This window comes from Alicyclobacillus sp. CIJ1, assembly GCF_057538885.1.
The window spans coordinates 376,082-388,548 of the sequence record NZ_BAAJPH010000063.1 but is presented as its reverse complement, the minus strand read 5'-3'; the positions used below and the strand labels follow the sequence as shown (position 1 = coordinate 388,548).

Below are 12,467 nucleotides of genomic sequence, written 5' to 3'. Positions count from 1 at the left end.
GCGTTGTTTCGGATAACGAAGATTAGCAAGGGATTTGCAACTGGTCGTTTGCCTGTGCACGAATGTCCGAAAAGCCTTGATATAGTGCGTTTTTTGAGGGCACGCAAACAGGATGATACGACGTTGTTCAAAGGCTCATTTTCGACAACTCGGTGAGGCCGGGCCATCCGCACAACTGAATCCAGTCGTCGAGCGCCCGCACCGCCAAGGCTTCCGAGCCGCGCGCATTCCCTTGACGAACGGCGGCAAGAAGCCCCTGAAGCGCCTGATGCAGATCACCCGCGACGCGGTCTTCATCGCCCGGCCATGCGCGCCAGACGCCCGGTGAGATGGCGAGCGCATTCTCGAGCGCTCGCTCGGCATCGACTTGCCTGCCCCCATCGGCAGCCCAGGACACGGCCGCCAACAGCGCACTTTCCGCGGTCGCGAGTGCGTTTTCGTCCTGATTGACCACGCCCGGGGGGAGTACGCCCGAAAACGCCGCTTCCCCCGCGCGCAGTCGAACCGCCTGAATCTCATAGTCGCTTGGCCGCAAACCTGCCGCCTTCAAAACATGGCGGATGCCAACGGGCGTCAACGCGAGCCACGCTGAGCCGCTCGTCGACCGCAGCGGAACGGCGACCTCGATGGACAGCCCGGGATACGCGACTGACGTGGAGGGACTTGCCACGCCCCCGATGGACTGTCCCCGCGCTTCCGTTCGAATAGTCGGCACATGGGCCCCCGGTGCTGCAAGCTGATGAAATCCCACGAGCGCCAGGGAGCCGAGCATCATCCCGCTCGCCAATCCTGTCTTCAGCCCAGCTCGAAAACGCCCCTCTCCCGCCGGAAGACTCCACTCCCGCATGGCCGCGATGACGCGGTTCAAGCGTGAGCGCGAAGTTGACGGCGATCGCGCTTCCTCGATCCGCGCGCGCATCGCGGTAAGGGTGATGGGGGCGCGGCGGCGCTCGATCCGGAGCACCGGTTCGCCTTCCCCGAAAGCCATGCCGCGATCGGGAACGGTCCAGGTCTGCGTCCCCATGCGAACGCGAACCGTGTGCGATGGCGGTTTGCGATCTGCGTGGCTATGAATCGGGTTCGATGCGTTCAAGTCCACCGCCTCCCGGCCGTTTCACGTGAGAGTCACGGCTAGTCTATGAGCCGGAAGTAGGCGGTATGCAAGTTTCGAGAGATTCGGCGGGAGGAAACCCTCCGCGCGCTCCCTCTGCAGGAAGGACGCGCGCGAGGGGCGAGAGGTTCATTCCGTGTCTACGGGAGAGAAGAGATAGAACGTGAGGTTCCCGGCCGTGTACGTGTGCATCTGCGCCCCGATGAGGGGATCGATCTCGTCCACGGGTACCATCCACACGCCGTTCGAGCGAATCAGCGGCGCCTTCAGGCGCACTGGTTTGCCGTCGATTGTAACCATGCCGGAGCGCTCGTCGATCGCAACATCGTGTCCTTGGTACGAGAAACGGGCCACGCCGTTTGCTGCGTGCAGGATGACATCGAGGTTCTGGGCGTAATGATTCAAGCTCAGGTAGGTCACACCGCGCAGGATTTGCGGCTGCGCATCCGGCGTCACGGGCTCACCCGTCGTGGGATCCAGAAAGACGGGCGGATTGTTCAAGTGCCAATCGAACATATTCATCAGCGATCCGGCCAGGGTGTCGTAGGACGCCGGCCCGAGTGAACCGAGGCCCCAGTTTTGCTCAATAAACTTGAGAATGGACGTCTGATCGATCAGGGTGTTATCCACGAAGTTATGCTTGGCGTACGGCGAAATGACCAGGAAAGGCACGCGAGGGCCATAGCCGGCGCGATCGATGCCGTTTTGTAACACCGGCTTCCCGCCGAGGACGTCCACAGCCGGATCATTCGACCCATTCACAAGCGGCGGCATGACGTGATCGTACCAACCATCCGAATCGTCATACGTGATGATGATGGCGGTGGAAGGCCAATCCGGCGAAGCCTCGATTTGGTTAATGGTCTGAACCAACCAGCGCTGCTCGTCGAGCGGATCGGAGTAACCCGCGTGGCCGTCCTCGTATTCGGGCGCCTTGAGGAAGCTGACGGCTGGCATATTTCCGTTCTGAAGCGCCATGAAGAAGTCCGTGATGTCGTACTGGTGGTTCGCCTGATCCGTGTGTCCGATCATGGACACGCTAGATGGCGGCAGATGATTGGGATTGGCAGTGGACGCGTAATACTGGAACGGCTCGTGGTGCGCGCTGTAATCGGTGGTCTCGTCCGTGCCCGCGATGTTGTTGTCTTTCGCGTTGGGATTGGCGAAGCCGCCCTGGAACCAGCCCCACGTGACGCCCTTCGCGTTCAGAAGGTCCCCGATGTTCTTGCCGGACATGGCCATGGTCATGCCCTTGGAGGCGCTGTCGTAGTAGGGATCGATATCGCCGATGTCCACGCCGTTTTGGGTGACGGCATTGGTCGGGAAGTTTTTGCTTCCCGGCTGTACCACCTGCGCCGTACCCGTCGTCTCATTGGACGAATAGACCGTCGCGCCGGCCGTGTCGCCCGAGATGAGGTTGATGGCGCCGGGCGTGGACGGCCCGTACTGCGTGCAGTACGCGTTGTCGTTCAGCGCGAAGTGCTGGGCGTAGTACCACAGGGCGGTAACGGTGTTTCCGTCGTAGTAGTCGAGATCGATGGGATTCCCCCGGCCTACGGTGTTGATGAAGTTGTCCATGCGGCCACCGTCGACCGACTGTTGCTCCGGCGTGTAGTTGTGATTCATGTCGGGCGTCACAGCCTGAGAGCGGTCGAGGCGCTGCGGGTTCGCGCCATTCGGGTTGTTCGTGAGGAGACTGCCCGAAAGGCCGTTGACGCTCGGCGTGTCAGGGGCCGCGTAGAAGGGCGGCTCGCCTGCGGGATTGGCGGCATTCGGATACGTGCCAAAGTAATGATCAAAGGAGACGTTTTCGTCAAAGATGACCACGAGATGGTGAATCGGTGTTGCCGTGGTGACGGACGGCGCGGCCGTGTCGCCGGCGAGCGCCTGCGGGGCCATCGCCGTGAGCAGGGCCACGGAAGTCGCGAAGACAGAAGACCATCGTCTGGCTTTCACAGTGGGTGAACCCCCTCCCCTATTGGTTCCACGAGCCGAATGTAACCTGGAATTGTTGAAAGAATATGAATCGAAGGTGAAGAGGGCGAAAAGATTTGGTGTTGAGCAAGGAGATCCATCTCATGTTTCACTTGGGCGAAAAGAAAAGGGGCTCAAAGCCCCCGCATCACCCTTACCCCTATACCGTTCGCGGTTTACCCCAGAACGTAAATCGTGATGGTGCGAGCCCCCCACGCATCCGCTTGCGAGAGAGAGGCCATGCAAATGTCGATCCGGTCGCCCACGATGGCCGATCCCGTGTCGGCGGCGATGCACACGCCAATTCCCGGAATGTACACCCGAGATCCGAGTGGGATGACCCGCGGATCTACCGCGATGACGCCCGGCTCAGCCGGCACCCCCGTTGCGGTTGTACCACCCGCCACATACGCGGTAGCCACAACCGTCAGCGCTTCGCGGATGAGCCCCGGATTCGGATTGGCAGATCTTGTCGCGAGCGTCGCCTGCACAGGCTTCGGCTCGGCCGTTCCGACCTCGACCACCGCATCGATAGGTTCCCGCACGATCCGTCTGACCACCCGTGTGGCAATGCACTTGCCATCCCGATAGACGCGCGTCGTCTGAACTTCCAGCAACCCTTTCACACCGTGCGTCACGTACTGGACATGTCCTCGAAGGAGTTCACTCGTGCTGCGACGTATGGTCTGAAACGGTATCTCCTGCGTCTGGGTGGTGGTCTCCGTCACGTAACGGTGAATCTCGATGGTCTCGCCTTGCCGAATCGCGTCCGTCACCTTGACGTTCATTCGATCCTGCGGCGTGAGCTCGATGTGTTCGCCCTGCAAGAGCTCTCCCACGGTCTTGGCGAAGGTAAAGACCGTCTCCTTCTTCCCTTCGACGTCCAACGTCACTTCCTTGGGACTCTCGATGGTCACCGTCTCGCCATTGACGACAGAGCTATCAAGTGCCGGGCTGACGCGGTCCCTTTTGCCGATGCGGACTCCGTGCTGCTCCAGGAATTCTTCCAAGGTTCCGGTCGAAAACCCACGCAACACCTTGCGCTGCCCATTGTCTGACACCGTGATGGTCTTGTAGGTGCTTGCAACTGCCGTGCCCGCACCGCCAAAGCCGACGGCTGCCGCCGTCACGGCCGCCACCACGGCTTTCGACTTTGGTAGACGCACTCCCTCACCTCTTTCCGTTTTTTTCCTCACGGATAGGGGTCGGGCTGCGGACAGTATAACGAGATTGCGACGGGATTGCAAACCACGTTCTGTAAGCGCATTCTCCGCCGCTTTCTCAGCAGCCTGAAAGCTTGACTCTAGTCTATAGAAAAGGCTATGGCGGATGGACGGGAAACATGTCGGCGGAAATCCAGAGATTTTCGTGTAAAATCGACAAGGACGGCGCAGCCGGTTTTGCCGACTTTGCCGCCCTCCGCCGAAATCCGCTTCACACGAGCGCCTGTCGCTCCGGGATCTGCAGGATGTCCGCCAACCCCTTCGCCACCTTCCACACGTCTCCCGCGCCCATGGTCAAGACGAGATCGCCCGGATGCACACTTTGAGCTAGGTACTCGATCACGTCGTCATGCGTCGGGATGTAGCGGGTGTTCGGATTGCTCATGCGCGCGATCTCGCTTGCGAGCCTGGCTGCGGACACGCCGTCGATCTTGCGTTCCCCCGCCGGGGAGTAGATGTCGCAGAGAATGACCTCGTCGGCCTCTCCGAACGCCTTGGCAAATTCCTCGAACAAAAACAACGTCCGCGTGTAACGCTGCGGCTGAAAGACCGCCACAATCCGCCTGCCTGTGGACTTCGCCGCAGCGATGGTGGCGCGGATCTCCGTCGGATGGTGTGCGTAGTCGTCGACAATGAGCACGTCCGCCACCTCGGCCACTACCTGAAACCGCCTTTTCGCCCCGTGAAACCTCGACAGCGCGCGGGCCGCGGCCTCGAACGAGAGCCCGACCTCCATGCAAACGGCAATGGCGGCGAGCGCGTTCAGCACGTTGTGTTTGCCGGGAAGGGCGAGCTGAAGCGTTCCGACGAATTTCCCGTTCATGTACACGTCGGACTGTGAGGCGCGATCGCCCAGGACCACATGTTGCGCGGTCATGTCGGCGTCCTCCGCGAACCCGTAGGTCACCACTCGACAGTGCGCCGCGGCGCGCAATTCGCGGAGCTTTTCGTCATCCGCGGACATCACCAAGAGCCCCTCGGACGGGATCTGGCCGATGAACGTCTCATACGCTCGGACGAGGTTCTCGAACTTTCCGTCGTAATGTTCCAGATGATCCGCCTCCACGTTCGTGACCACCGCGATGGCCGGCCGATAGTGAAGAAACGATCCATCCGACTCATCGGCTTCCGCGACGACAAACGGCCCCTTGCCTGCCTTGGCATTGTCGCCGAGATCTGCCACGACACCTCCGACAATAAAGGTCGGATCCAGTCCATTTTGTTCCATCGCAAACGCGATCATCGAGGTCGTGGTCGTCTTGCCGTGGGCGCCGGTCACCGCGATGCCGACGCGATCGTCCATCAAACGCGCCAGCATTTCGCTCCGGTGAATCACGGGAATATGGAGCGCCCGCGCCGCCTGGAGTTCCACGTTATCTGGTTTGACGGCGGTGCTGTGGACGACAATGTCCGCTCCCTCCACGTGCTCAGGGCGATGCCCGTAATACACCGTCGCCCCGCGCGAGGCGAGCTTCTCCGTCAGCTCGTGACGAGATACATCCGATCCCGAAACCCGATATCCCAGATCCAGCATCACCCGCGCGATGGCGCTCATGCCGTAGCCGCCGATCCCGACGAAATGCACATGTTCCGAACCGCGCACGCGCCTCACCGTCCTTTACTGCCATTCCTCTGCTCCAAGTGCAATGATAGTGTTCCGCGCCAACTCCGCCATATACAAATTTCCCCAAATCACGATCGGCTCGTGGCCCGCCAACGCCTCCTGAATGGCGTCCTCGATCGACGACATCACGCAAACCGAAAGATCTGGCCGCATCTCGCGAGCAAGCGCCGCCAACGCCCTCGGGTCTGCGCCTCGCGGATGAGGGGATTTCACCATCAGCGCCGCGCGCGCCAAGGGCAGCATGTGTGCAAGCATGCTCCGTACGTCCTTGTCAGCGAAGGCCGCGAAAACCATGCGCCACCGGCTCGATCCCATGCCCTTCCCCAGGCGCCGAAGCGCGCGGGCAAGCGTGCGCGCGCCTTCTTCGTTGTGCGCGCCGTCGATCACGACAAGGCGGCCCCCGATGTCAAACAACTCACAGCGAAGCGGCCAGCGCACGCGCTCGAGAGCCGCCAGCGCGCGCGCCCAGTCCGCTTCCGCGATCTGCCCCTCGCCTAACTCCAGCATGGCGAGGCTCACCGCAGCGTTCTGCGCCTGATGCTCGCCGACGAGGCCCAAGCGGACAGAAGGCGCGTCGCGGAACAGCCCTCGATAGGTGCCGCGCAGGCGCGCGTCCGCGCCCGTGATGGTGAACTGCACCTCGCGACCGACGTGAAACAAGTTCGATCCCAGCCGTGTCGCCGTGCGCTCGATCACACGGTACGCGCCATCTGTGCATGCGGTGACTACGGGCACGCCTGGCTTCACAATCCCTGCCTTCTCGCGCGCGATATCGACGAGCGTCGGGCCGAGAATCTCGACGTGATCGTAGGAGACGTTCGTAATGGCCGTCACGTGCGGCCACACCACGTTTGTGGCGTCCAGACGGCCGCCGAGTCCCGTTTCCCAAACCACGCGCTCGACGCCATTCGCCCGAAACGCGAGAAGCGCCACCGCAGTCAGCACCTCAAACTCCGTCGGCGGATCGGAGGCGTCCGCGGCGCGGCGCACGGCGTCCACATGCTCTGCGAACTCCTCCTCCGATATGGGCTTGCCGTCGATGGCGATCCGCCCGTTGAAGCCGCCCAATCCCGGCGAGGTGTACAGACCGGTTCGATGTCCGAGCGCCGTGAGCATGGCCGCAAGCATGGCGCAGACGGAGCCTTTGCCATTCGTGCCAGCGACGTGATAGAAACACAAGCCGTCTTCAGGATGATCCAACTTCGACAAAATCCGACGCATCCGGTCAAGGCCGGGCTTCATGCCGAACCGCCGGAGCGCGCCGAGATAACGAACGGCCTCCTCGTATCGCATGTGCGCTTCGCCCTTTACCCCTCGAGCGACGCCATGCGCTCCTCGACCGTCAGCAACTTCGCCCGATAGTCGGCAAGCTTCTCCCGCTCTTGGGCGACGACCTCCTGAGGCGCGCGATGGACGAAGTTCTCGTTGGCAAGCTTCTTCTCCAAGCGTTCGACCTCGCCCTTGAGGCGATTCGCTTCTTTCTTCAGCCGCTCGCGCTCCGCGTCCATGTCGATGAGGCCAGCGAGCGGGATGTAGATTTTCGCGCCGGTGACCACCTGGACCGCGGCCTGCTTGGGCGCCTCGATCCCGGCCCCCACGTCCACGCGCTCTGCGTTGCAGAAGCGGGAAATCATCTCCGTGACCTGATCCACTACGCCTCGAACCCGTTCCGAATCGCACGCGATGACGATGGGAATGGAGGTCTTCGGCGGAATCTGGAGCTCCGAGCGGACGTTTCGCACAGCGCGGATCACGTCCATGGCCACGCGCATCTGCTCCACGGCGGCCTCGTCCTGCGGCAGATCCGCCGCCTCCGGCCACGCGGCGTCGATCAACATACCTGTAGTGTTCGGCAGCGCCTGCCAGATTTCCTCCGTAATGAACGGAATGTACGGGTGAAGGAGTCCCAACACCCTCGAGAGCACGGTAAGCAGCACCGACTGAGTCTGCCGCTTTTTGTCCGCGTTATCGCCGTACAGGTTGATTTTGGCGAATTCGATGTACCAGTCGCAGAACTCGTCCCACGTGAACTCATACACCGTGCGCGCCGCTTCGCCCACGTCGTAGTCCTCGAGCGCCGAGGTCACACGGCGGATCGTCTCGCCCAGCCGGTGCAGGATGAAGCGATCGGCGAGATCGAGCGACTGTGCGTCGAGCGGCAGAGGGGAAAAGCCCTCCTCGAGATTCATCAGCACGAATCGAGCGGCGTTCCAAAGTTTGTTCAGGAAGTTCCGGGCGCCCTCGACCTTCTCCCACGAAAAGCGAAGATCGTTGCCGAGGACGGTGTTGGACGCCAGCATGAAGCGGAGCGCGTCCGCGCCGTACTTGTCGATCACGTCCATCGGATCGATGCCATTGCCCTTCGACTTCGACATCTTCTGGCCCTTCGCGTCCCGCAACAAGCCGTGCAAAAGCACGGTTTGAAACGGCATCCGGCCCGTGAAGTGCACGCCCATGAAGGCCATGCGCGCCACCCAGAAGAACAGGATGTCATAGCCTGTGACGAGCAGGCTCGTCGGGTAGAAGCGCGCCAGATCCGGCGTATTCTCAGGCCATCCCATGGTCGAAAACGGCCAGAGCGCTGAAGAGAACCAGGTGTCAAGCACGTCCTCGTCCTGCGTCACGTCCGCCGATCCGCAGTGGAGGCAATGGTCGAGATCGTCCCGGGACACGGAAACCTGCCCGCACGATGCGCAGTACCAAGCCGGGATTCGGTGGCCCCACCACAGCTGGCGGGAGATGCACCAGTCGCGCACGTTCGTGAGCCACTGCTCGAACACCTTCATGAATCGGTCCGGCAGGAACCGCAGCTCTCCTCGGCGCGCGCGCTCGAGGGCGTCTCGCGCGAGCGGCTCCATGCGGACAAACCACTGCTCCGACAGATACGGCTCGATAACCGTGCCGCAGCGCTCGCAGTGACCCACGGCGTGTTGAAGCGGTTCCTCCTGGACGAGGTAGCCCTCTTCGCGCAACGCCTCGACCACCCGCTCGCGCCCTTCCTCGCGCGAGAGACCCGCGAATCGGCCGGCGAGGTCGGTCAGGCGTCCATCCTGATCCAGGCAGACGAGCGCCGGCAGTCCATGCCGCTCGCCGACCTCGAAATCGTTCGGGTCGTGCGCGGGCGTGATCTTGAGGCAACCGGTGCCGAAATCTCGCTCGACGTAACTGTCTGCAATGACGGGAATGGAGCGATGGGTCAACGGAAGCCGAAGGGTCTTGCCGACGAACGACGCGTAGCGCTCGTCATCCGGGTGCACGGCGACGGCCACGTCCGCGAACATGGTCTCGGGGCGGGTGGTAGCGATGACAAGATGGCCCGAGCCATCCTCGAGCGGGTAACGGACGTGATACAGGACACCTGGCTCCTCGATGTGCTCCACCTCGATGTCGGAGAGCGCGGTCCGACAGCGAGGGCACCAGTTGATGATGCGGTTGCCGCGATAGATGAGGCCTTCCTCGTACAGCCGGACAAACACCTCGCGGACGGCGCGCGATAGCCCGGGATCCATCGTGAACCGCTCGCGAGACCAGTCACACGAGGCGCCGAGCGAACGGATCTGGCTCGTGATGGTACCGCCGTACTGCTCCTTCCACGCCCAGACCCGCTCCACGAACGCCTCTCGCCCCAGGTCGTAACGCGATTTCCCTTCTTGCTCGCGCAGCGCCTGCTCCACGCGCGCCTGGGTGGCGATCCCGGCGTGATCCGTGCCGGGCACCCAAAGGGTCTCGTAGCCCTGCATGCGGCGGAAGCGCGTAGCGATGTCCTGGAGCGTCGTGTCGAGCGCATGGCCGAGATGGAGAACGCCTGTCACGTTCGGCGGAGGCATGACAATCGAAAAGGTTCCCCGGGTGCCTTCGCGAGGCGCGAAGTGGCCGCCGCGCTCCCACACCTCGTAGATACGCGATTCGACGGATTTAGGATCATACACCGTGGAGAGCGTTCGTTCGCTCATGTGAATCCTCCTCGTCTCATGGAAAAGAGCCCCCAGTCCTTCAGGACGGAGGGCTCCGCGATACCACCTGAATTCCCCGCGCCAAACCGCCCGGGGCACTCGAACATCGATAACGGGATGACCGGCACGGCTCCAGGACGACCTTCAAGCGGCCGGAAGGGGCGCGGTCTCAGCACTCTGCCCGCCCTCTCTGGACAACCGGCGACGCCCTACTCCTTCCCTTCTTCGCCTTGGCGTATGGGATCTGGTACGTATAGTACGCAACCTGGGAATTGGTTGTCAAGATTTCGGCCGCCGACCTCGCCCGCGGCGCTTCTTCTTCCGGTGGATGCGCACGCGCGGCCGCTCGTCCCCTTCAGCCCGCCGCGTTTCGGCCTCCTTCTGCGCTCGCTCGGCCGCAAGCTGGGCTCTGCGCCGTTCCGACCAGTCCGTGCTCCAGCCGTACACCCAGGCAAAGACGAGCGCGATGACAAAGGTCATCGCATTCTGCAACAGAAAAGCGCGTTCCTCTCCGTGCGCGATGATTGTGCGCGTCTCGGCGTAACCGAGCGTGTACTGAAACAAAAAGCCCAGCAAATAGCTCACGGCGGCCACAACCAGGCCGTTCAGGCTCCGCTTTTCCTTGGCGCGCTGCACTACCGCGATCACGGCGATGAGCGTACCGAGTTCCGCCGAGAAGAAGAACGAGTACTTGCCTCCGGACGCGTAGTATACGATGCACTCCAGGACTGCGACCGCGGCGACCGTCAACAGGTCGAACCGCCAGTACCAGCCGCGCCACACGCCCGTTTTCCACGCGTTTCCTGTCGACTCCAACCGACTTCCTCCAGACCTGCCGCGAATGTAGACGACCCTATGTTATCAGATCGAACGCCGTCTGCATACTCGAAGACCACTCCGTCCAACAGCCGCATATACATGTATCGGCTCAGTGAGGAGGTCGGCCTCGTGGGATTGTTTCAAAACTTGCTCCGCTTCGTGAAACTGCTGCTCGCACTCGCGATTTTGCTTTTGTTTTTCAGGGCCATTTTCTGGCCAAGCGCGCTCGATCTCCTGATCCTCATGCTGCTTTTCCTCGTATTTTTTCTCATGTTCATCGGCGCGCCATGACTGGGTAATCCACACAAAAAACGCGGGAACCGCGACCTCGGCCACGATTCCCGCCCGTCCCCTCACGCATGGGTTCCACTTGCTCAATTGAGTTGCACGACTTTCTGAATCGTCACCCTGCGCTCGGGTACCAAAAGTGCCATCCCAGGCTCCAGATGTCCCTGAAGCCAAGGGTTGGCTCGCTCCAGCTCGCTCGGCAAACATCCGCACCGTTCCGCCACACTCTCTAAGGTCTCGTGTTCGAGCACGATGACGAAGCGCAGCGTGTAGCGCGGCTCCGGCGCGTTGAAGTCGACGAACGACCACAACTTCTTGTCCTTCGCCTTAAACTGCTCGCTCTCATGACGCGCTTCCTCGCCCTCTCCAGGCTCAGCTGCTTGGTCGGCCGACACCGGCGCCTCAGCGCCAGACTGCTGCTCGGCGGGAACCTCCACCGTATCCTCCCGAACCGACGCGAAGAACGAGACCTTTGGCATCGGGTCCGCCGCGACAGCCGGCGGTTCCTCGCTCAGAACGTGGGCCTCGCTCAGCACATCCTCCTCAGATTCGGACCGAGCTGAAACGCTTGGTTCCTGCTGAAAGGGGGCACGCGCATCTGCGTCGTTCGTGGCTTCGAACACCACGTCATCCGCCTGATGGACGAATTCGAAGGAGGCCACGGGTGCCTGCGAAGCCGAGACTGGGTCGCTCGACGCATCGAGCCCTCGAGGTCCGATTTCTCCCACCGCATCCGCCGGCCCCGTCTCCGGCAAGAAGCGATCGAACTCGGCGAGATCGCGCTGAACCGTCGGGGGTCCCTCATCCGCACCGGCGGATGCCTCCGCAGATTCCGAGGGTTCCGCGCCACCGCGCGCCTCGCTCACCGCCTCGACCGTGGACTGGACGTTTGCGCCAGAGGCTGTTTCCTCGTGGGCTTCGCCGCGCAACGCGGACTCGAACGCCATCTCGGCAGTCGCCTGCAGAAGCCCATCGCTCGCGGAGTTTTCCTCTCCTTCGGCCGAGAACATCTCCTGGACTTCCTGTGCGCCGCAGCGAAACAGATACCCTTTGGAACCGTTTAGCCCGTGCACCTCGAGCCATCCACCCAAGTGGAGCCACGCGTCGCCCGACACATCGAGCTCAACGCCCGCGAGCCGGCTCTTGACGTTCAGCACCCCGGCCTGCTGCGCGGACACGGGCACGCGCAGCAAAAACGGAAGCCGCTGATGAACATGGACCACGTCGCCGCTCGACGCCTTCTGCACGTAGGCCGCAAAGACGATCGCGCCCTCAAGCTGATACGTATCGCGGTCCTGATCGAACGCGACGATCTCCGTCGCGACGGTCGCATCTTGCACCACATCGCCGGAGGCGACTTGTTCGGCGTAGACTTCTTGATCGACCGGCAGCCGAATCAAGAGTTCGCGCGAAACTTCGGACATTCGAGCCCCTCCTCAAACCGCAGGATTCCACCACCAATCTATGTCCCGCGG

Annotated in this window: 9 protein-coding genes; 1 reads left to right on the top strand and 8 read right to left on the bottom strand. The window is 62.2% G+C overall.

Annotated elements, in window-relative coordinates; all coding sequences use genetic code 11:
* Positions 1-127 precede the first annotated feature (127 nt).
* From AC27E8_RS03345 to AC27E8_RS03315, 7 genes are all read right to left on the bottom strand, one after another.
* Positions 128-1,099, bottom strand: coding sequence for a hypothetical protein (locus AC27E8_RS03345; protein WP_487098042.1), 972 nt, complete (start codon positions 1,097-1,099; stop codon positions 128-130).
* 141 nt (positions 1,100-1,240) lie between these two features.
* Positions 1,241-3,067: a phospholipase C gene (locus AC27E8_RS03340; RefSeq protein ID WP_487098043.1), complete on the bottom strand. Its 1,827-nt coding sequence runs from the start codon at positions 3,065-3,067 to the stop codon at positions 1,241-1,243.
* 194 nt (positions 3,068-3,261) lie between these two features.
* Positions 3,262-4,251 carry a resuscitation-promoting factor gene (locus tag AC27E8_RS03335; protein ID WP_487098045.1) on the bottom strand — a complete coding sequence of 330 codons (990 nt, stop codon included), beginning with the start codon at positions 4,249-4,251 and terminating at the stop codon, positions 3,262-3,264.
* 268 nt (positions 4,252-4,519) lie between these two features.
* Positions 4,520-5,911: a UDP-N-acetylmuramate--L-alanine ligase gene (murC, locus tag AC27E8_RS03330; RefSeq protein WP_487098047.1), complete on the bottom strand. Its 1,392-nt coding sequence runs from the start codon at positions 5,909-5,911 to the stop codon at positions 4,520-4,522.
* 15 nt (positions 5,912-5,926) lie between these two features.
* The gene (locus AC27E8_RS03325) at positions 5,927-7,225 is read right to left on the bottom strand and encodes a bifunctional folylpolyglutamate synthase/dihydrofolate synthase (protein ID WP_487098048.1); all 1,299 of its coding nucleotides are present in this window, start codon (positions 7,223-7,225) and stop codon (positions 5,927-5,929) included.
* Between the two features lie 14 nt (positions 7,226-7,239).
* The gene (locus AC27E8_RS03320; protein WP_487098049.1) at positions 7,240-9,885 is read right to left on the bottom strand and encodes a valine--tRNA ligase; all 2,646 of its coding nucleotides are present in this window, start codon (positions 9,883-9,885) and stop codon (positions 7,240-7,242) included.
* 279 nt (positions 9,886-10,164) lie between these two features.
* Complete coding sequence (locus AC27E8_RS03315; protein WP_487098051.1) at positions 10,165-10,701, bottom strand: hypothetical protein; 537 nt, start codon at positions 10,699-10,701, stop codon at positions 10,165-10,167.
* Between the two features lie 132 nt (positions 10,702-10,833).
* Here AC27E8_RS03315 and AC27E8_RS03310 point away from each other — a divergent pair, with 132 nt between their 5' ends.
* A complete protein-coding gene (locus tag AC27E8_RS03310; RefSeq protein WP_169793483.1) occupies positions 10,834-10,995 on the top strand; it encodes a hypothetical protein in 162 nt (53 codons plus the stop codon).
* An 83-nt stretch (positions 10,996-11,078) separates the two neighbouring features.
* On the opposite strand, the gene AC27E8_RS03305 is transcribed toward AC27E8_RS03310, so the two are convergent.
* Positions 11,079-12,416 carry a hypothetical protein gene (locus AC27E8_RS03305; protein ID WP_487098053.1) on the bottom strand — a complete coding sequence of 446 codons (1,338 nt, stop codon included), beginning with the start codon at positions 12,414-12,416 and terminating at the stop codon, positions 11,079-11,081.
* Positions 12,417-12,467: the final 51 nt, after the last annotated feature.

Bases quoted from the DNA above. Each gene is read 5' to 3' on its own strand.
- AC27E8_RS03305 (WP_487098053.1), bottom strand. From the start codon at position 12,416: ATGTCCGAAGTTTCGCGCGAACTCTTGATTCGGCTGCCGGTCGATCAA.
- AC27E8_RS03325 (WP_487098048.1), bottom strand. From the start codon at position 7,225: ATGCGATACGAGGAGGCCGTTCGTTATCTCGGCGCGCTCCGGCGGTTC.
- AC27E8_RS03320 (WP_487098049.1), bottom strand. From the start codon at position 9,885: ATGAGCGAACGAACGCTCTCCACGGTGTATGATCCTAAATCCGTCGAA.